Source organism: Streptomyces panacea (assembly GCF_040560175.1).
Classification (GTDB): Bacteria; Actinomycetota; Actinomycetes; order Streptomycetales; family Streptomycetaceae; genus Streptomyces; species Streptomyces panacea.
This window is the reverse complement of record NZ_JARJHW010000051.1, coordinates 1-18300: the sequence shown is the minus strand read 5'-3', so window position 1 is coordinate 18300 and position 18300 is coordinate 1. Positions and strand designations below refer to the sequence as shown.

Annotated in this window: 19 protein-coding genes and 1 pseudogene; 13 read left to right on the top strand and 7 right to left on the bottom strand. The window is 71.8% G+C overall.

Going from position 1 to position 18300, the window contains the following annotated elements:
- Positions 1-47: 47 nt before the first annotated feature.
- The gene (locus tag P3L51_RS15015; protein ID WP_354605703.1) at positions 48-707 is read right to left on the bottom strand and encodes a TetR/AcrR family transcriptional regulator; all 660 of its coding nucleotides are present in this window, start codon (positions 705-707) and stop codon (positions 48-50) included.
- 260 nt (positions 708-967) lie between these two features.
- Between P3L51_RS15015 and hmgA the strand changes: the two genes are divergently transcribed.
- From hmgA to P3L51_RS14995, 4 genes and pseudogenes are all read left to right on the top strand, one after another.
- The gene (gene hmgA / locus P3L51_RS15010) at positions 968-2317 is read left to right on the top strand and encodes a homogentisate 1,2-dioxygenase (RefSeq protein ID WP_354605702.1); all 1350 of its coding nucleotides are present in this window, start codon (positions 968-970) and stop codon (positions 2315-2317) included.
- 13 nt (positions 2318-2330) lie between these two features.
- Complete coding sequence (locus P3L51_RS15005) at positions 2331-3080, top strand: GntR family transcriptional regulator (RefSeq protein WP_354605701.1); 750 nt, start codon at positions 2331-2333, stop codon at positions 3078-3080.
- Between the two features lie 87 nt (positions 3081-3167).
- A complete protein-coding gene (locus P3L51_RS15000) occupies positions 3168-4373 on the top strand; it encodes a type ISP restriction/modification enzyme (RefSeq protein WP_354605700.1) in 1206 nt (401 codons plus the stop codon).
- 3 nt (positions 4374-4376) lie between these two features.
- A pseudogene (locus tag P3L51_RS14995) lies at positions 4377-4675 on the top strand (ABC transporter permease); the annotation flags it as partial.
- Between the two features lie 214 nt (positions 4676-4889).
- On the opposite strand, the gene P3L51_RS14985 reads toward P3L51_RS14995, so the two are convergent.
- Both P3L51_RS14985 and P3L51_RS14980 read right to left on the bottom strand, forming a co-directional pair.
- On the bottom strand, positions 4890-5153 hold the full coding sequence (locus P3L51_RS14985; RefSeq protein ID WP_354605699.1) for a hypothetical protein: 264 nt from the start codon (positions 5151-5153) through the stop codon (positions 4890-4892).
- A 267-nt stretch (positions 5154-5420) separates the two neighbouring features.
- The gene (locus P3L51_RS14980) at positions 5421-6224 is read right to left on the bottom strand and encodes an SGNH/GDSL hydrolase family protein (protein ID WP_354605698.1); all 804 of its coding nucleotides are present in this window, start codon (positions 6222-6224) and stop codon (positions 5421-5423) included.
- A gap of 652 nt (positions 6225-6876) precedes the next feature.
- Between P3L51_RS14980 and P3L51_RS14975 the strand changes: the two genes are divergently transcribed.
- From P3L51_RS14975 to P3L51_RS14945, 7 genes are all read left to right on the top strand, one after another.
- Complete coding sequence (locus P3L51_RS14975; protein WP_435594449.1) at positions 6877-7770, top strand: glycosyltransferase family 2 protein; 894 nt, start codon at positions 6877-6879, stop codon at positions 7768-7770.
- Positions 7767-8786 carry a glycosyltransferase family 2 protein gene (locus tag P3L51_RS14970; protein ID WP_354605696.1) on the top strand — a complete coding sequence of 340 codons (1020 nt, stop codon included), beginning with the start codon at positions 7767-7769 and terminating at the stop codon, positions 8784-8786. The genes P3L51_RS14975 and P3L51_RS14970 overlap by 4 nt, the downstream gene beginning before the upstream one ends.
- On the top strand, positions 8783-9586 hold the full coding sequence (locus P3L51_RS14965; protein WP_354605695.1) for a polysaccharide deacetylase family protein: 804 nt from the start codon (positions 8783-8785) through the stop codon (positions 9584-9586). Before P3L51_RS14970 ends, P3L51_RS14965 begins: the two co-directional genes overlap by 4 nt.
- Positions 9587-9673: 87 nt before the next feature.
- Positions 9674-10783, top strand: coding sequence for a DUF5925 domain-containing protein (locus tag P3L51_RS14960; protein WP_354605694.1), 1110 nt, complete (start codon positions 9674-9676; stop codon positions 10781-10783).
- Between the two features lie 60 nt (positions 10784-10843).
- The gene (locus tag P3L51_RS14955; protein ID WP_354605693.1) at positions 10844-11311 is read left to right on the top strand and encodes a MarR family winged helix-turn-helix transcriptional regulator; all 468 of its coding nucleotides are present in this window, start codon (positions 10844-10846) and stop codon (positions 11309-11311) included.
- Entirely contained in the window at positions 11308-12255 is a 948-nt protein-coding gene (locus P3L51_RS14950; protein ID WP_354605692.1) for an ABC transporter ATP-binding protein, read from the top strand. Before P3L51_RS14955 ends, P3L51_RS14950 begins: the two co-directional genes overlap by 4 nt.
- Complete coding sequence (locus P3L51_RS14945) at positions 12215-13075, top strand: ABC transporter permease (RefSeq protein ID WP_354605691.1); 861 nt, start codon at positions 12215-12217, stop codon at positions 13073-13075. The genes P3L51_RS14950 and P3L51_RS14945 overlap by 41 nt, the downstream gene beginning before the upstream one ends.
- Positions 13076-13100: 25 nt before the next feature.
- Here P3L51_RS14945 and P3L51_RS14940 read toward each other — a convergent pair whose 3' ends face one another.
- On the bottom strand, positions 13101-13475 hold the full coding sequence (locus P3L51_RS14940; protein WP_354605690.1) for a GntR family transcriptional regulator: 375 nt from the start codon (positions 13473-13475) through the stop codon (positions 13101-13103).
- A 111-nt stretch (positions 13476-13586) separates the two neighbouring features.
- On the opposite strand from P3L51_RS14940, the gene P3L51_RS14935 reads away from it, so the two are divergent.
- A complete protein-coding gene (locus P3L51_RS14935; protein ID WP_354605689.1) occupies positions 13587-14510 on the top strand; it encodes a GNAT family N-acetyltransferase in 924 nt (307 codons plus the stop codon).
- Complete coding sequence (locus tag P3L51_RS14930) at positions 14491-15045, top strand: ribonuclease FAU-1 family protein (protein ID WP_354605688.1); 555 nt, start codon at positions 14491-14493, stop codon at positions 15043-15045. Before P3L51_RS14935 ends, P3L51_RS14930 begins: the two co-directional genes overlap by 20 nt.
- Here the strand turns inward: P3L51_RS14930 and P3L51_RS14925 are convergent.
- The 3 genes from P3L51_RS14925 to P3L51_RS14915 all read right to left on the bottom strand — a co-directional run.
- Positions 15011-16147, bottom strand: coding sequence for a methyltransferase domain-containing protein (locus P3L51_RS14925; protein WP_354605687.1), 1137 nt, complete (start codon positions 16145-16147; stop codon positions 15011-15013). The genes P3L51_RS14930 and P3L51_RS14925 overlap by 35 nt on opposite strands.
- Before the next feature lie 145 nt (positions 16148-16292).
- Positions 16293-17807, bottom strand: coding sequence for a tripartite tricarboxylate transporter permease (locus tag P3L51_RS14920; protein WP_354605686.1), 1515 nt, complete (start codon positions 17805-17807; stop codon positions 16293-16295).
- Positions 17808-17810: 3 nt separating this feature from the next.
- Positions 17811-18300 (bottom strand): tripartite tricarboxylate transporter TctB family protein (locus tag P3L51_RS14915; protein ID WP_354605685.1); only part of this gene is annotated, 490 nt, incomplete at its 5' end.

Here is an 18300-nt window from a genome sequence, read left to right as displayed (position 1 = left end):
ACGCCGGGAAGTCTCACGTCCGGAGGCCGTACGCCCGTGACCGGCCGTCAGTCCAGGGTCCGCGCCAGATACGCGCGGACCAGTTCCCGCGTCTCGGCGATGATGTCCGGATCGCCCGACGCATTCGTACGGAAGGCGAGCTGGAACAGCGCGTCCGCCGCCTCGACCGCGACCAGGACCATCCGGCACAGCACCTGGTCCGGGGCGCGGCGCAGATGCGCGGCGAGCAGCGCGGTGAGGCGGTCCGCGACACGGTGGTTGGCATCGGGCACCGGCGCACCGTCGGCGGTCGGGGCCAGGACCGGACCGGGCGGGCCCACCGGGATCCTGGCGCCGAAGTCGACCGGACCGAAGCCGGGCACGGTGCGCTTCATGGCGAGGTACTCGTCCAGCACCGCGTCGATCGCCGCCCGCCAGTCGGCGGCCGGGATCGCGGCGAGCCGGCGCTCGACGCGTCCGGCGTAGCTGTCCAGATTGCGCCGGGCGAGCGCGTCGGCCATGGCGCGCTTGTTGCCGAAGAAGCGGTAGACCGAGCCGATGGGCACGCCCGCCCTGGTGGCGACGGCGCGGGTGGACAGCTCCTCGTAGCCGGTCTCGTCGAGGAGTTCGGCGCACGCGTCGAGGATCCGGGCGAGGCGTGCCGCGCTGCGCCGCTGCACGGGGACCCTGCGGAGGCCGTCGTGGGTGCCGGCGCTGACTCCGTACACGGGCTGACCCACCCTTCGGCGAGATGTGCGGTGGTTGCGGCCCTTCGAGTCTCCCTCGCGGCGGGCCGCTCTTCGAGACCGCGCGACCGTACTTCTGTTCGTACAGGCGTCTCTTTCGGACAACGTGATCCCGCGTGCCTGTCCCCGTTGACGCGCCACCGCTGGAATCCTACGGTGGAGCATAGGATTCACCGATCGGCAGCACAGCGACAGGACCTGCGGCATGTCCGGCGACAGGTCCGGCGACACGGGGAGCGACGATGAGCGGTATCGAGCGGGCCAGGAAGACCGCCGAGGGCCTGGCGTACGCCACCGGCTTCGGCAACGAGCACAGCTCGGAGGCCGTGCCCGGCGCCCTGCCCGTGGGGCGCAACTCGCCGCAGAGAGCCCCGCTCGGCCTGTACGCGGAGCAGTTGAGCGGCAGCGCCTTCACCGAGCCCCGCGCGCACAACCGCCGTTCCTGGCTCTACCGGATCCGCCCGTCGGCGGCGCACCCGCCGTTCACCCGGACCGGCAACGGCACCCTGCGCGGCGCGCCGTTCACCGAGGCCGTGCCCGACCCCAACCGGTTGCGCTGGAACCCGCTGCCGGCCCCCGCGCCCGGCACGGACTTCCTGGCCGGCCTCTGGACGCTCGGGGGCAACGGCGACGCCGCGCAGCGCACCGGCATGGCCGTGCACCTCTACCACGCCAACTCCCCCATGACCGACCGGGTGTTCAGCGACTCCGACGGTGAGCTGCTGATCGTCCCCGAGCGGGGCGGGCTGCTGCTCGTCACGGAGTTCGGCCTGCTCGCCGCGCGTCCCGGCGAGATCGCGCTGATCCCGCGCGGCGTGCGCTTCCGGGTCGAGCCGCTGGACGAGACGGCGCGCGGATACGTCTGCGAGAACTACGGCCGCCCCTTCGTCCTCCCCGACCTCGGCCCGATCGGCGCCAACGGGCTGGCGAACGCGCGGGACTTCCTCGCTCCCGTCGCCGCGTACGAGGACGTCGAGCGCCCGACCGAGGTGGTCAACAAGTTCTGCGGGAATCTGTGGACCGCGACGTACGACCACTCCCCGCTCGATGTCGTCGCCTGGCACGGCAATCATCTGCCGTACGTCTACGACCTGCGCCGGTTCAATGTGATCGGCACCATCAGCTACGACCACCCCGATCCGTCGATCTTCACGGTGCTGACCTCGCCGTCCGACACCCCGGGCCTGGCGGGGGTCGACTTCGTCGTCTTCGCGCCGCGCTGGCTGGTCGGCGAGAACACCTTCCGGCCGCCGTACTTCCACCGCAACGTGATGAGCGAGTACATGGGTCTGATCGAGGGCGCGTACGACGCGAAGGCGGAAGGCTTCGTGCCCGGCGGCGGTTCGCTGCACAACATGATGTCGGCGCACGGCCCCGACCGGCAGACATTCGACCGGGCCAGTGCCGCCGAGCTGAGGCCGCAGCGGATCGACGACGGTCTGGCGTTCATGTTCGAGACGCGCTGGCCGGTGACCGCCACCACCCAGGCGGCGACGGCCGGGCACCTCCAGACGGGCTACGACGGCGTGTGGCAGGGTCTGGAGCGCCACTTCAGGCCCAGTTCCGGAGCGGCCCCCACCGACAGACCCTGACCCGGAGCCCGCCGTGACCGCATTCGCACCCGATTCGCTGGTCCTCAACCGCAAGCTGCCGCTCTGGTACCAGGTCTCGCAGTCGCTGCGTGCCTCCATACTCGGCCGGCGCCCGCACGATCCGCTTCGCCTTCCTACGGAGGAGCAGTTGGCGGGGCACTACGGCGTCAGCGTTCTGACGATGCGTCAGGCTCTGAAGGAGCTGGAGCAGGAGGGCCTGATCAGCAGGCACCGGCGGCGCGGCACATTCATCGAACCGGGCGCGCGGCGCGGGGCGCCCCGCCGGCTGCTCGGCTCCGTCGACGCCGTGGTGGCCCAGCAGTCGGGCGAGCGGACGACGGTGATCGGCCACGGCCGGGCGCCGGTGCCCGGCGAACTGGCCGAGTACTTCCCGGCCGTCGACGAGGTGGCCCTCTACCGACGGCTGCGCCGCGACGGCGAGAGCGGTGAGCCGACCAACTGGGCCGAGAACGCCCTGCGCACGGAGGTCGCGGACCGTCTCGATCCGGGCGATCTGGAGCGCTGGCCGATGACCAAGGTGCTGCGCGACGTGCTGGGGGTGAAGATCGGCCGGATCACTGACACGGTGGAGGCCACGCTCGCCGACCCGGCCACGGCCGACCTGCTCCAAGTGCCGCTGCTCAGCCCGATCCTGCACTACACGGGTGTCACCTACGACGCGGACGGCCAGGTCGTGGACGTGGCCAGGATCCGCTATCGGGGCGACCGCTTCTCCTTCTCGGTCACGATGGAGACGGACTGACGCGACACGGGCTGAGGGACCGGCCGACGGGCCCGGTCGGTACGCTTTCGCCGACGGCACGCGACGGACCGGGAGGGGTGTGCCCGTATGACGGCCCCGATGTCGGCCCCGCTGCTGAGCGACCTCATGCCCTGGTCGGTGGCGCCGCTGCGGCTCGGACGCGGCTGGATCCTGGCCCCCGACGCCGCCTCGCTCACCGCGCGCTGGGACACGCTGATACGGGCCACGGGAGCCGAGCGCGAGTCGCTGTTCCGGCCGACCCGCTCCCGTACGCCGCTGAGCGCGGTCGCCGCGCTGCCGGGGCAGCTCACCGGCACGGGAAGGTTCGCGCGGGAGTCCGGACGGTGCCCGACGCCGCTGCGGGTGGGGCACGGCCCGTTCGACGAGCGGTATCTGATCCCCGACCACCGGCTGATCGACGCGGCCAGGCCGGAGCTGTGGCGGGTCGCCGACGAGCGTCAGCTCTTCGCCGTGGAGCAGGGGTTCGTCCCCGGCGCCGAGGGTCCGGCGCTGCTGGTGAGCGCCCTGCTGCCGGACGGCCGCTCCCCCGCCGGACGGCCCGGCCGGATCCGGCCCCTCTTCCGGCGGCCGGGCGGCGCGGAACCGAATGTGACGCCCGGCCTCATGGAATCGCTCACCGCGCGCCTCGGACGCGAGGTCACCCCGCGCCAGTTGCTCGACTGGGCGGTCGCGGCGGCCCGGCCCTCGCCGCGCGGCTGCGTGGTGCCGCTGACCGCCGACCCGGACCTGTGGGCCACCGGGTTGGCCCTCGGCGCCCTGCTGACCGGCGTCCAACTGCGCGGCGCGCGGGGCGGGGAGCGCCATCGGCTGCCGGGTGGCCGGCGCCCGTACGTACGCGCCGCGGTCCCCGCCCGGCCCACGACGATCGTTTACGACTCCGCGGACGAGACGCTCCACATAGGTGACGGCCGGATCTCACCCGTGCCGGCCGGGGCGTGGGACTTCCAGGTCGGCGGCGTCCGGATGATCGAGCTCTGGTTCGAGCGGCGCGCCGCGCTCCCGGAGCCGGGCACCCTGGAGGCGATCGGCCCGCGCGCCTGGCCGCAGGAGTGGACCTCGGAGCTGCTGGAGCTGATCACCGTGCTCGCGCTGCTCGCCGGAGTGCGGCCCCGGCAGCGGGAGTTGCGCGAGGCGCTGGACGACGGGCCGGTGATCGGCGCCGACGAGCTGCGGGCCGCCGGTGTGCTGCCGGTACCGCACGGGGCCCGCCGGCCCGCCTCCGTGCTCGACCACCACGAGGAGGGCCCGGACGGCCAGTTCGCCCTGATCTGAGCCGTGGCGGACCGGTTCCGCACGATGCCGATGAGCCGGGTCGCCGTACCGCTGGGCCGGACAGTGGCGGACCTGCTCACCACGGCGGTCGGCATGGTGCCGCTGGTGCCGGCGGGTCCGGCGGTGGTGCCGGCGGATCGAGGGAGCTGCGCCGGGCGCGCTCGGCGCCTTCGTCCGGCCGCTGCTCTCGAACGCGTACAGCCCCACGGAGGGACTGCCGGGCCCGCTCCGGGCGGTCACCGAGTGGAATCCGATCGGGCGCGGTCGCCGCCGCCGTACGCGAGCTGTGCGGCCACGGGCCGCCGATCGCCACTGTCCGTTGCCGTTTGCCGCCGGTTCACCTTGCCGGGTGGTGAGACGGGGCACCGCTGGGGGACAGTCCCGGCACTCGGCGAGCACACCGACGCACCGCCGCGAGCCCTGGGAGTGACGGGCGAGCGGAGAGCGGCGCTGCGTCGGGACGGTGTGATCGTCCGAGCGCTGTCCGGGGGCCGGCGAACCGCCGACCGGCTCAGGTCAGCGGCGGCTGCCGAAGAGGGACCGTCGCAACCGCCGCAGCGGTGCGAACAGGGAGACACGCGCGCTCTTGCTCTTGCGGGTCCGTACCTCGTCCCGCGAGGTCAACTCCCGCATCAGCATCGTGGCCTCGGCCGTCTCGCGCTGCGGGACGGCGGGGCCGCCCAGCACCGACAGATGACGGTCCAGCCGTGAACTGGTCGCGCTGCTCCCACATGTGATGGCAGGGACTCGCGCCCTGCTGTGCATCGTTATCTGTTCCATGTCACTCCCCACCCGTACGAGGGCACCCGGCTCGGGCAGGTTAACCCTATCGCCCCCATGGGACACACGTGTATCCCGCCTCTGGGGTTGACAGCACCCGTCGGGGGATGGCAGTCGGCCCGGTGAATCCATGGCATTCCAGGGCGAGTTGGACAATCGAGCACCGACAAGTTCACTGGGGTCGAACGTCGATTCCCGCCCGCCCGCCCCGGAGGACGGACGGACGGGCGCCTGTCAGGCGGTCAGTTCGTACGATCCGCGATTGGGTCAGACGGCCGAAGAGAAGGCCGGCAGATAACCACCCGACTGGCCCTGGGCCGTGGGGTGGTAGGACTCACCGATCGGGAAGGTGACGCTGTGCAGCCAGGTCGACGGCGAGCAGATCTCGTGACCGGTGAAGGGGCCGGTGACGTCCGCGAAGCGGTAGCCGTGGTCGGCGGCGCGCTTGGCGAGCAGGGTGTTGAGGTGGTCGGCGGCACCGTTGATGGCCCTGCGCTCGACCTCGGTCAGGCCCACCACGCACGTGCCGTTGAGCTGGTAGAAGCGGGGGTAGCCGATGATGACGACCTCGGCCGCCGGTGCCTTGGCGCTGATCGCGTTGTAGACGGTGTCCAGTTGACCGGGCAGCGTGTTGTCGACGTAGGCGCGCGCGGTGTTCACGCGCGCCACACAGCTGGCCTCGGACTGGAGGACACAGGTGGTCATGACGTCGGCGAAGCCGGCGTCGTTGCCGCCGACGGTGAGGCTGACGAGGTCGGTCCCGGAGTTCACCGGGCCGAGCTGACTTCCGGTCACATCACCCGTACGAGCGCCCGAGCAGGCGGCGAAGGCGAACGACGAGGGTGAGTTGGCGGCGGCCCAGAGGGACGGGTAGGCCTTGCTGCTGCGCTTGCAGTTGCCGCTGGCGCTGTCGTACGGCCCGGCTCCCAGACCGGAGGAGTAGGAGTCGCCGAGAGCGACGTAGTCGAGTGCCGCGGCCTCGGCCGCCTGGGCCTGGCCCGCGCCGGTGAACGCGAGGACGGCGCCGAGCAGGAGCGTGGACGAGAACGCGGCGAATCTGGACAGCTTCATGGAACCTCCATTGAGCAGGATCTCTGCCTCAACGTTCGTACCAGGCACAGCACTTCACTGGAAGTGCGCATGCCAAGTAGATCCGGTGACAACTTGCTGATGGACGCGCGTATACCGCTCGAACTGGTCCGAACGGGGACGCGTCGTGTAACGGATCGAGTAAATCCGAACACGGAGGTTCCGGAAACCACCGTCGAAGTAAGGCCAAATAGCAAATAGGCACGGTCATGTCTCAGCCCTTGCCATACAGTCGTAAGTATCAATACCTTCGGACATCCACCCGCATCGGTCCGTCATGGAGAGCGACTTCAGGGGAGGGCTCGGACGTCGCGACGGCTCCCGGCGCGGGGCGCGGTAGGGGGGTGCCGCGCGGCGCTCGCAACTCGTCAACTCACCTGACAGGCAAGGAGATCCACCTGTCACGTACAGGGTGAGAACCCCCCTTTCGAACCGGCACATCATCCGGACCGCCCGGGGGCGGGCGGTCCACCGGTGGAGAGGGAAAGATCTCGTGAGCTCATTCCTGCGCCCGGCGACCCCGGGCGAAGATCCGTTAGGCGTGTCGTTTTCCGCCGACGTTCTCGACGGCCAACTGCTCGACGGCCAACTGCTCGACGACAAAGGGCTGGACGGCCAGAAGCTCGGCGACCGACTGCTCGAAGACCACCTACTCGATGACCGAACACTCGACGACCAGAGGCTCGACGACCGGCACACCGCCGGCCGCTATCGGCCGGTCTCCTCTCATCTCGCGATCGCGCCGCCGGTGAGCGTCGTGATCCCGGCGATGAACGAGGCGGAGAATCTGCCGTACGTCTTCAAGACACTGCCCGACTGGATCCATGAAGTCGTCCTGGTGGACGGGAACTCCACCGACGGCACGGTCCGTGTCGCGCGGGAGCTGTGGCCGGACGTCAAGGTCGTGGAACAGCGCGGCAAGGGCAAGGGCGACGCCCTGATCAGCGGCTTCGCCGCCTGCACCGGCGACATCATCGTGATGATCGACGCGGACGGCTCGGCCGACGGCCACGAGATCGTCAGTTACGTGTCGGCCCTCGTCTCGGGCGCCGACTTCGCCAAGGGGTCGCGGTTCGCCAACGGCGGCGGTACGGACGACATGACGCCGATCCGCAAGCTCGGCAACCATGTGCTCTGCTCGGTCGTGAACGCCAAGTTCGGCGCCCGCTACACCGACCTCTGCTACGGCTACAACGCCTTCTGGCGGCACTGCCTGGACCGGATCACGCTCGACTGCACCGGGTTCGAGGTCGAGACCCTGATGAACATCAGGGTCGTCAAGGCCGGTCTGAAGGTGCAGGAGATCCCGAGCCACGAGTACGACCGGATCCATGGCGTGAGCAATCTCCGGGCCGTACGCGACGGACTGCGGGTCCTGAGGGTCATCCTCAAGGAGAAGGGCGTCCCGAGGGCGGCGCGGCGCCGGCCGCGCGGCGTCCGGCCGGCGCTCCCCCGGCCGCTCCCGCTCCCGCTCACCGTCCGGACGGGCCTCGCGGGGACCGTCGCGAGCCAGGGAGAGGTGTCTTGATCGACCGTCACCTCCACCGCTCGTTCTCCGTGGTCGTCTGCGCCTACACGGAGGAGCGCTGGGAGGACATCCTCGCCGCCGTCGACTCCGTACGCGGTCAGTCGATGCCGGCCACGGAGACGCTGCTCGTGGTCGACCACAACGAGGCGCTGCTGGACCGGCTCCGCGCGCGGTACGCCTCCCTGTCACCGGCGGACGGCGGGGAGGTGCGGGTGCTCGCCAACGCGGGCCCCCGCGGGCTCTCGGCCGGCCGCAACACCGGAATCGCCGCCGCACGCGGGGAGTTCGTGGCCTTCCTGGACGACGACGCCGTCGCCGAGCGCGACTGGCTGCGGTACCTCGCGGCGGGTTACGGCGATCCCCGGGTGATGGCCGTCGGCGGCAGGACGCTGCCCGCGTGGTCGTCCGGGGGCCGGCCGGCCTGGTTCCCGGAGGAGTTCGACTGGGTCGTCGGCTGTACGTACCGGGGGCTGCCGCCCGGCAAGGTGCGGGTCCGCAACGTCCTGGGCGGCAACGCCTCCTTCCGCCGTACCGCGTTCGACTCCGCCGGGGGCTTCGCGACCGGCATCGGCCGGGACGGCGACAAGCGTCCGCTGGGCTGCGAGGAGACGGAGCTGTGCATCAGACTCAGCAACGCGCTGCCGCACGCGGTGCTGCTGATCGACGACCGCGCGGTGATCCACCACAAGGTGCCCCCGGCGCGTACGCGGTTCGGGTATTTCCGCACCCGCGCCTACGCCGAAGGGCTCTCGAAGGCCCTGGTGGCGCGAAGTGTCGGCACGGGCAAGGGACTTGAGTCCGAGCGGCGCTACGCCACGCGGGTGCTGCCCGCGGGGGTGGCGCGCGGGCTGCGCGACGCGGTGCGCGGGCGCGGCGGCGCCGGGCGGGCCGGTGCGATCGTGGCCGGGGTGCTGACGACGACGGCCGGTTATCTGGTGGGCAGCGCCCGCGCGCGCCGGGGCGCGCCGACGTTCTCGTCCGGCCCGATCACGCCCGCCACGTCGGTGTCGGCATGAGTACGGGCGCGCGGGAGCCCGTACCGATCCTGATGTACCACGCGCTCGCGCACCGGCCGGCCCCGTCGGTGCGCGCCCTGTCCGTGTCGCCCGACGCGTTCGCCCAGCAGCTGGCGCTGCTGGGCGAGCGGGGGTTCACGCCGCTGACGACGGCGGCGCTGGCCGCCGTCTGGCGGGGCGCGGGGCGGCTGCCGGCGCGGCCGGTGCTGATCACGTTCGACGACGGTTACGAGGGCGTGCACCGGTACGCCCTGCCGGCGTTGGCCCGACACGGCTTCGCGGCCACCCTGTTCGTCTCCACGGGGTGGCTGCGCGGCCCGTACGACGAGGGCGGCGCCCTCGACACGATGCTCGACTGGGACCAGGTGCGCCAACTGGCCGCCGCGGGCGTGGAGATCGGCGGCCACAGCCATACGCACCCGCAGCTGGACCAGGTGGACGACGGCCGGCTGCGCTACGAGGCGGCACGCTGCCGGGAGATCGTCACCGCCGAACTGGGCGCGGCTCCGGTCTCGTTCGCGTACCCGTACGGCTACTCCACCCGCCGCGTACGCCGCGCGGTCCGGGCGGCCGGTTTCACGCAGTCACTGGCCGTGGGCAACACCCCGGCCCGCCGGGCCCAGGGCCCGTACGCACTGAGACGGCTCACGGTGCGGCGCTCCACGGACATCGACGAGTTCGAGCGCCTGCTCGACGGCCGTTCCCTCGGCCGTGTCTTCGCCGCCGACCGTGCGCTGACGAAGGCGTACGCGCTGGTGCGGGGCGCACGCCGGGCCGCGCGGAGGATCGGCGAGGGGTGAGGAACGGCGGGCGCCGAGGCGCGCGAGTGGGGCGTCCCCGGGCAAAACACCGTGCGTCGGGGACGCCCGTGCCGGATCATGGGCCGCATGTCTGCCAACCCTCAGGACGCCCTGCCGATTCGGCTCAACGTCGACGACAGCGACTCGCCGTCGGATGTGGTCGACGCGCTTTTCCTCGGCCGTTTCGCGACGGGCGAGCAGCCGCACTCGCACAGTTCGTCCATCGACCGCGTCAAGTCCGGTGTCTCCCTGCTGCCGCCGGGCGCCACGGTGCTGCGCTCGGCCCGGGACGACGACCGCAGCGCCACGCTGGCCGAGGGCGACGGCTGGACGCTGCTGATCTCCCGCTGGAACCGGGGCGCGGACGTCACGGTGACCGCGACCACCTCCGATCTCGCCGAGAAGGTGCACGCCCAGGCGACCGACGGCGCGCAGGACGAGCCCGAGCCCGTCCCGGAGAACGTCACCATGGGGTTCTGGTACGTGTCACCGCGCCGCGGCCCGCACCGGACGACCCGGCAGATCGCGGCCGGCACCTGGGACGAGGTCAGGGCCAACTACACGGCGCCGGTGGCCGACGCGATGGACCGGCTGATGAAGGTGACACCGGACGACATCGCGGGGCGGCTGCTCCTGTTGCACGGCCCGCCCGGCACCGGGAAGACGTCGGCGCTGCGGACGCTGGCCCGGTCCTGGCGTGACTGGTGTCAGGTCGACTGCGTCCTGGACCCGGAGCGGCTGTTCAACGACGTCGGCTATCTGATGGACATCGCGATCGGCGAGGACGAGGGCTCGGCGAAGGGCCGCTGGCGGCTGCTGCTCCTGGAGGACTGCGACGAACTGATCCGCGGCGAGGCCAAGCACACGGCCGGCCAGGCGCTCTCCCGGCTGCTGAACCTGACCGACGGGCTGCTCGGCCAGGGCCGGAACGTCCTGGTGGGCGTGACGACCAACGAGGACCTGGAGCGGCTGCACCCGGCGGTCGTCCGGCCCGGCCGCTGTCTGGCCCGTATCGAGGTCGGCTCGCTGACCCGCCCGGAGGCGGAGAGCTGGCTGAGCCGGGAGGAGGGCGACTGGGAGGGCGCGGTGGGCCGTGAGGGCGCGACGCTGGCCGAGCTGTTCGCGCTGCGCCGGGGCAGCGGCCCGACGTCGGTCCCGGGCCAGTCGAAGGGCGCGGACGCGGGGCTGTACCTGTAGGCGACCCGCCCCGAACATCCCTTTTGGTGGATTCCTCCCAGTCAGAGCTAAAATGGGGGCATGACTTCGGTCGAGTTCCCCGATTCACTCCCCGACTCCCTCGCCGATGTGCTGGCAGGAGTGCAGCGCACGATCCGGCGGCGCCTGCGGGCCGGTCTGACGGTCCCACCGCTGCGGGGCGCGCAGGTCGATCTGCTGCGGCTGGTCGCGGCCCACCCGGGAATCCGGGTGTCGGGGGCGGCGAGGGAGCTGTATCTCGCCGGGAACTCGGTCTCCACCCTCGTCAATCAGCTCAGCCGCGCCGGATATCTGCGTCGCGGCACCGATCCCGCAGACGGCAGGGCCGTCCTGTTGATGCCGACCCCCGCGGCCATCTCGCGGCTGGCCGACTGGGAGGCACGGCGCTCCGCGCTGGTGCGCGAACAGGTGGCCCGGCTGACCGACGAGGAACGCTCGGCCCTGGCCGGGGCCCTTCCGGCGCTGCGCAGGCTCGCCCGGAATCTGCACGAGGAGGTGGAGGGCGCATGACGGACGGACCCGCCCCCTCGACCGACGGCACCGACGGCACCGACGGCACCGACGAGCCGACCACCGAGGCCGCCGCCGCACCCGCTGACGAGCCCGCCGCCGAGGCCGTCAGCTGCCGCGGGCTGGACTACTCCTTCGGTGACACCAAGGCAGTCGACAGCCTCGACCTGTCCGTCCGCACCGGCGAGATCTTCGGACTGCTGGGTCCCAACGGCGCCGGCAAGACGACCGCGATCCGCTGCGTCACGACGCTGCTGCCGGTCCCCGCGGACATGGTGAAGGTGTTCGGGCACGACGCCGCCAAGGAGAAGATGGCGGTACGGCGCCTGCTCGGGTACGTACCGCAGCAGTTGTCCGCCGACGCCACGCTGACGGGCCGCGAGAACGTGACCCTGTTCGCCCGCGTCTTCGACGTCCCGCGCCGCGAGCGTGCCGCCCGTGTCGCCCAGGCCCTGGACGTCGTCGATCTCACCGGCGCCGCCGACCGGATGGCCAAGACCTACTCCGGCGGCATGATCCGCCGCCTGGAACTCGCGCAGGCACTGGTCAGCGCGCCCCGGCTGCTGATGCTGGACGAGCCGACGATCGGTCTCGACCCGATCGCCCGGAGCAGCGTCTGGGACCACATCAACGCCGTGCGGCGGGCCACGGGCATGACCGTGCTGGTGACCACGCACTACATGGACGAGGCCGAGCAGTACTGCGACCGGGTCGGGCTGATGCACCGCGGCCGGATCCACGCGCTCGGCACCCCCGACGAACTGCGGACGGAGCTGCGCGACCGCCGCCGGACCGCCGCCGCCGAGTCCGGCGAGGCGATCGGGAACGGCACGCCGACCCTGGAGGACGTCTTCCGCGAGGTGGTCGGCACGGGCCTGGACGACGAAGGAGGTGACTACAGCGATGTCAGGAGCACCCGCAGGACGGCGTCCCGACTCGGTTGAGGCCGTCGTTCCGGACCGGTTCGATCTGCTGCTCGTACCACCGGCGCCGCGAACGGGCCGGCGGGTACTGCCCGCCCGAGTCCTCGCCATGTGCGTGGTCGAACTCCAGAAGCTGCGCCACGACCGCACCGAGCTGTACACCCGGGCCATCCAGCCCGCCCTCTGGCTGCTGATCTTCGGCGAGACCTTCACTCACATCAAGGCCATCCCCACCGGCGGCATCCCGTACATCGACTTCCTCGCGCCCGGGATCATCGCCCAGTCCGCGATGTTCATCGCGATCTTCTACGGCATCATGATCATCTGGGAGCGGGACGCGGGCATTCTGACCAAACTCCTGGTCACCCCGACCCCCAGATCCGCGCTGATCAGCGGCAAGGCCTTCGCCTCCGGGGTGAAGGCGCTGATCCAGGCCGTCGTCGTGATCGTCATCGCCGCCGCCCTGGGGGTGGGGCTGACCTGGAATCCGCTGAAACTGCTCGGAGTCGCGGTCGTGGTGATCCTCGGCTCGGCCTTCTTCTCGTGCCTGTCGATCACGATCGCGGGCATCGTCCTGACCCGGGACCGGCTGATGGGCATCGGCCAGGCCATCACCATGCCGCTCTTCTTCGCCTCGAACGCGCTCTATCCGGTGGCGATCATGCCCGGCTGGCTCCAAGTGGTCAGCAAGCTCAACCCACTCAGCTACCAGGTGGACGCGTTGCGCGGACTGCTGCTCGGCACCCCGTCCCATCTCCTGCTGGATTTCGGGGTGCTGGTCTTCGCGGCGCTCGTGGGCATCACCGCGGCGTCGTCGCTGCTGGGCCGGCTGGCGAGATGATCGCGCGCGCCGGGTCGGTGGCACCTCAGCGCGAGTACGCCGCCCGCACCGCGTCCTCGGCCAGCGACAGCGCCCGCGCGCGAGCCAGGCCGAGCCGCCTCGCCTGCTCCGCGTACTCCTGGGCCGCGGCCGCCGCCTTGCGGTCGGCCGCGTCACCCGCCGCCGCGACGAACGTGCCGTTCCTGCCGCGCGTCTCGATCACCCCGTCCGACTCCAGCGCGCGATAGGCCTTGGCCACGGTGTTCGCCGCCAGGCCGAGTTCCTCGGCGAAGCCCCGTACCGTCGGGAGCTTGTGCCCCACGGGCAGCGCGCCCGAGCGCGCCAGTTCGGAGATCTGGGTGCGCAGCTGCTCGTACGGGGCGGCGGCCGCGTCGTCGTCGATGGCGATTCTCAAGGTCACACCGCTGATTGTCCCCCATCTCCCGCGTTCGGCCCCCGTGCGCGCACCCCGCGTCCCGGGACGGGAAAATGAGAGGCGTTCGGGCCGCGGGCCCGCGTAGCGTGCCGCCTCATGACAGTGATCGTTCGTGACTTCCGCCCCGATGACGCCGCCGCCGTCGTCCGTATCCGGCGTGCCACCGAGCCGTACGCGGTGACGACCGAGGCGGCCCTGCACTTCGCCGTGCGGAGCGCCAACCCGGCGTCGAAGTACCGGATGCTGGTCGCCGAGTACGACGGGGAGGTCGTCGGCACCTCGCATGTCGGGCTCGTGCACGACAGCTCCGAACCGGGTGTCGCCCGGGTCAACCCCCATGTGCACCCCGACCACACGGGCAAGGGCGTCGGATCGGCGATCCTGCGGACCGCCGAGGAGCATCTGGCCGCCGAGGGCGCGACCACCCTCTTCACCTGGGTCAGCGATGTCCCGGCGGGCCGCGCCTTCGCCGAGCGCCGGGGCTACTCGCCGCTGCGTACCGCGCACTTCCAGCGGCTCGATCTGACGGGTGCGGCGCTGCCCGAGCCCCCGGAGCTGCCCGCCGGTTTCACGGCGGCGACCGCGGCGGACTTCGCCGACAACCCCCGGTCCGTGTTCGAGGCCGACGCCGAGGCCACGTCGGACGAACCGAGCGACATCGGCACGGACTTCGACGACTACGAGGACTGGCTGAATCACACCTGGCGCCATCCCTGCCTCGACCACGGCCTCAGCACCCTCGTGGTGGCACCCGACGGCCGGATCGCGGCCTTCGCCGCGGCGCACACGGACGGAGCCACCACCTATCTGTCGGCCATGACGGGCACGCTGCGCGAGCACCGCGGCCGGGGTCTGGCCAAGGCCGCCAAGGTCGACTCCCTGCGCCGCGCCCGCGCCGCCGGCTACCGGGACGCGTTCACCAACAACGACGCGCGCAACGAGCCGATGCTGGCGGTCAACACCTGGTTCGGCTACGAGATCTGCGCCTCGGAGGTACGCCATGTCCGCGAGCTCACCTGACGCCGGGCCGGGCACCGCCGGCGGGGTCCAGGTGGAGGTGCGTCTCGTCAAGGCGGGCCGTACGAAGATCCGTTACCCCGCCACCCTGGTCGCCGACGACGGCTCACACCTGGTGGTGCGCGCGCCCTGGGCGGCCCCCGGCGTACGGGACTTCGGCTTCGTGCGCTTCGAGCCCGGCGACGTCTTCACCGAGCACTACTGGCGCGACCGGTGGTACGCGGTGAAGGAGGTCCGTACGGGCGACGGCACGCTCAAGGGCTGGTACTGCGACGTGACCCGGCCGGCGGTCGTGCACGGCCGCGGGCCGGGCGAACTCCGGTACGAGCTGCTGGTCGAGGACCTGGACCTCGACCTCTGGGCGTCGGCCGACGGCGGGACGGTCCTGCGGCTCGACGAGGACGAGTTCGAGGAGAGCGGCCTCGCCGACCGGGACCCGGTGGCGGCCGACGCGGCGCGCCGCGCGCTGGACGAGCTCGAACTCCTCGTGCGCGGCGGCGCGTTCACGACCCTGCTGGGTCGGCCCGGCCCGTCGTAGCGCCCCGCTCGGTCCTGGCCAGCGGGACCGCGCGCGATACGCCGTGCGGGTCGTGGGCGATCGGGTCGGCGTCCTCGTGCCAGTGGACGACGAAGCGCTCCCCCGCCCGGTACGCCTCCAGGCCCGCGCGGCAGTACGCGACCATGTCGTCCGGCAGCGCGGAGAGCGGGTGCCAGGAGAGGCCCGAGCACTTCTCCGGCTCCCGGTTGTACGGCTCCCAGGACGCCTGCTCCACGTCGTGGCGCACCTCGAAGAACCAGCCTGTGCGCGGGCGTCCGCCGGGGCCGCGGTGGTGCATGACCAGAGCCGTACGCAGGTCCTCGGGGTCCAGTGCGGCGCCGATCTCCTCGGCCGCCTCGCGGATCATCGCGGCGCGGACGTCCTCGCCGTCCTCGACATGGCCCGCCGGCGCGTTCAGCAGGTCGTCCCCGTAACCCGTGCCGGACCGGCGGGCGAGCAGCACCTCGTCGCCCCTGCGCAGGATCAGATGGACGTCGACCACTTCGGTGTGGCGGCGGCTGCGGGCGGCGTGGGCGATCAACGCGTACCGCTCGTCGTCGACGGCGCGGCCCCAGAGCGCGGCGTCGGCCGAGAGGCGTTCGTGCCGGACGCGCTCGACGAGCGGGGCGACGGACATCGTGACGCGGGTGGCCGGGAGTCCGGCGCCGGCCCAGACGCCCTCGATCAGCAGCAGGCGCCCGCCGGGTCGCAGCAGCGACAGCCAGTGGGTCAGGGCCCGGTCCGGATCGGGCAGCAGCCAGAGCACATGACGGGCCATGATCACGTCGAACGTCCGCTCCCCCACGGGCGGTCTGGCCGCGTCGCCGACCAGCACCTCCGTGTCCGTGCCCGACAGCTTGGCCCTGGCGAGTCCGACCATGCGCGGCGAGAGGTCGACGGCGGTGACGCGATGGCCCTGCTCGGTGGCGAGCAGGGCGAGGCTGCCGGTGCCGCAGCCGAGGTCCAGCACCCTGGACGGCTCGGGTGGCAGCCAGCCGGCGAGCCTGGCGGCCCACGCCTTGCGCACGGACGGATCGAGCAGCCCGTGGTCGGGCTCCTCGTCGAAGGAGTCTGCGGCGTCGTCCCAGTCGATCGAGGTCATACGAGGATCGTCCCATCCACCACTGACAGTGGGCTGGGGCGGGCGCTCGGTCACGGGCGGGGAGGTGCCGGTTCGTCCCCGATCGCCGGAAGGGCCGCGGCCGTTCCCCGGGGGAGGAGGGGACGGACGCGGCCCGACAGGCGTACTACACCGAGACCTTGGGCTCCTCGTCCTGCTTCCGGCGGCCCAGCACCAGCTTGCGCACCAGCGGCCAGCAGACGATCAGCACGATCACGGCGTAGACGGTCACCGAGAAGGGCGTGTCGACCAGGCCGGAGACGCTTCCGTCGCTGATCTGGAGCGCCCTGCGCATCTGCTGTTCGGCGGCCGGGCCGAGGATGACACCGATGACGGCCGGCAGCACCGGCAGTCCGTAGCGCCGCATGCCGAACCCGATCAGGCCGATGATCAGCAGGATCACCAGGTCGAGCGCCTCTCCGCCGACCGCGTACGCGCCGACGGCCGCGAAGAAGAGGATGCCCGCGTAGAGGTAGGGGCGCGGGATGCGCAGCAGCTTCACCCACACGGGAGCGAGCGGCAGATTCAGTGCCAGCAGCAGCACCATGCCGACGAACAGCGAGGCGATCAGGCCCCACACCAGCTCCGACTCCCGCTCGAACAGCAGCGGTCCGGGCTGGATGCCGTACTGCTGGAACGCGGCCAGCATCACGGCGGCGACCGCGGTGGTCGGCAGTCCGAGGGTCAGCATCGACACGAGCGTTCCGGCGGCCGACGCGGACGCGGCCGACTCCGGTCCGGCGACGCCCTCGATGGCGCCCTTGCCGAACTCCTTCTTGTGCTTGGACAGTCGCTTCTCGGTGACGTAACTGAGGAACGTCGGGATCTCCGCGCCGCCGGCCGGGATCGCGCCGAAGGGGAAGCCGATGAGCGGGCCGCGCAGCCACGGCTTCCAGGTGCGCCGTACGTCGTCCTTGCCCAGCCACGGGCGGCCGACCGGGACCGGCTCGCCCGAGGAGCGCCGCAGGTGCGCGGCGACCCACAGGGCCTCGCCGATCGCGAAGAGACCGACGGCGACGATCACGACGTCGATGCCGTCCGCGAGCTGGAGCGTGCCGAAGGTGAGGCGCTGCTGGCCGGTCATCTGGTCCAGGCCGACGAGGCCGATGGTGAGGCCGATGAGCAGCGAGGCGAGTCCGCGGATGCGGGACGAGCCGAGGACCGAGGTGACGGCGATGAACGCCAGCACCATGATCGCGAAGTAGTCCGGCGCGCCGATGTCGACGGCGAGCGAGGCGACGGTCGGGGCGAGGAGGACCAGCAGGATCGTGCCGATCATGCCGCCGACGAAGTGACCGCCCGCCGCCGCGGCGAGCGCTTGCGCGCCGCGTCCGGCCTTGGCCATCGGGTTGCCCTCGATGGCGGCGACCACCGCCGCGCTCTCACCGGGGGTGTTGAGCAGGATCGAGGTGGTGGAGCCGCCGAACATCGCGCCGTAGTAGATGCCGGCGAACATGATGAACGCGCCGGTGGGCTCCAGGCCGTAGGTGACGGGCAGCAGCAGGGCGACGGCCATGGCCGGGCCGATGCCGGGCAGCACGCCGATCGCGGTGCCGAGCAGCACGCCGATCGCGGCCCAGAGCAGATTGATCGGCGTGAGCGCCGTACCGAAGCCGTCGATCAGGGAGTTGAGGGAGTCCATGGTCTAGATCACTCCCATCAGCGGGCCACCGGGGAGGGGGACGCCGAGCAGGTTGTTGAAGATGAAGTAGGTGAAGAGGGAGAGGCCCGCGGCGATGAGCGGGTCACGGTGGAGATGGCGGCTGCCGAGCGCGTACGCGGAGCCCCAGAAGAGCAGCGCCCCGGATATGGGGAAGCCGAGGGGGCCGATGAGTACGGCGTTGCCGAGGAAGACACCGGCGAGCAGCAGCACGGTGCGCCAGTCGCTCGGTTCGGTCAGGTCGATGTCCTCGCCGCCCTCCGCCTCGCCCCGGCCGCCGCGCAGGACGTCGAGGCTGAGCAGGACGGCGACGACGAGCAGACCGATGCCGACGACGATCGGCACGGTCTTGGGGCCGACCGGGCCGCGCTGGGTGATGTCGACGTCCATGGTCAGGGCGTCGGTGAGGACGAGGACCCCGAGGATGAGGAGCATGAGGCCGACGCCGAGTTCGGAGTGCTCGCGCAGCCAGGAG

Excerpts from the sequence above, each read along its gene's own strand:
- hmgA (WP_354605702.1), top strand. The coding sequence starts at position 968 with ATGAGCGGTATCGAGCGGGCCAGGAAGACCGCCGAGGGCCTGGCGTAC.
- P3L51_RS15000 (WP_354605700.1), top strand. The coding sequence starts at position 3,168 with ATGACGGCCCCGATGTCGGCCCCGCTGCTGAGCGACCTCATGCCCTGG.
- P3L51_RS14985 (WP_354605699.1), bottom strand. The coding sequence starts at position 5,153 with ATGGAACAGATAACGATGCACAGCAGGGCGCGAGTCCCTGCCATCACA.
- P3L51_RS14980 (WP_354605698.1), bottom strand. The coding sequence starts at position 6,224 with ATGAAGCTGTCCAGATTCGCCGCGTTCTCGTCCACGCTCCTGCTCGGC.
- P3L51_RS14965 (WP_354605695.1), top strand. The coding sequence starts at position 8,783 with ATGAGTACGGGCGCGCGGGAGCCCGTACCGATCCTGATGTACCACGCG.
- P3L51_RS14960 (WP_354605694.1), top strand. The coding sequence starts at position 9,674 with ATGTCTGCCAACCCTCAGGACGCCCTGCCGATTCGGCTCAACGTCGAC.
- P3L51_RS14955 (WP_354605693.1), top strand. The coding sequence starts at position 10,844 with ATGACTTCGGTCGAGTTCCCCGATTCACTCCCCGACTCCCTCGCCGAT.
- P3L51_RS14950 (WP_354605692.1), top strand. The coding sequence starts at position 11,308 with ATGACGGACGGACCCGCCCCCTCGACCGACGGCACCGACGGCACCGAC.
- P3L51_RS14945 (WP_354605691.1), top strand. The coding sequence starts at position 12,215 with ATGTCAGGAGCACCCGCAGGACGGCGTCCCGACTCGGTTGAGGCCGTC.
- P3L51_RS14935 (WP_354605689.1), top strand. The coding sequence starts at position 13,587 with ATGACAGTGATCGTTCGTGACTTCCGCCCCGATGACGCCGCCGCCGTC.
- P3L51_RS14930 (WP_354605688.1), top strand. The coding sequence starts at position 14,491 with ATGTCCGCGAGCTCACCTGACGCCGGGCCGGGCACCGCCGGCGGGGTC.
- P3L51_RS14925 (WP_354605687.1), bottom strand. The coding sequence starts at position 16,147 with ATGACCTCGATCGACTGGGACGACGCCGCAGACTCCTTCGACGAGGAG.
- P3L51_RS14920 (WP_354605686.1), bottom strand. The coding sequence starts at position 17,807 with ATGGACTCCCTCAACTCCCTGATCGACGGCTTCGGTACGGCGCTCACG.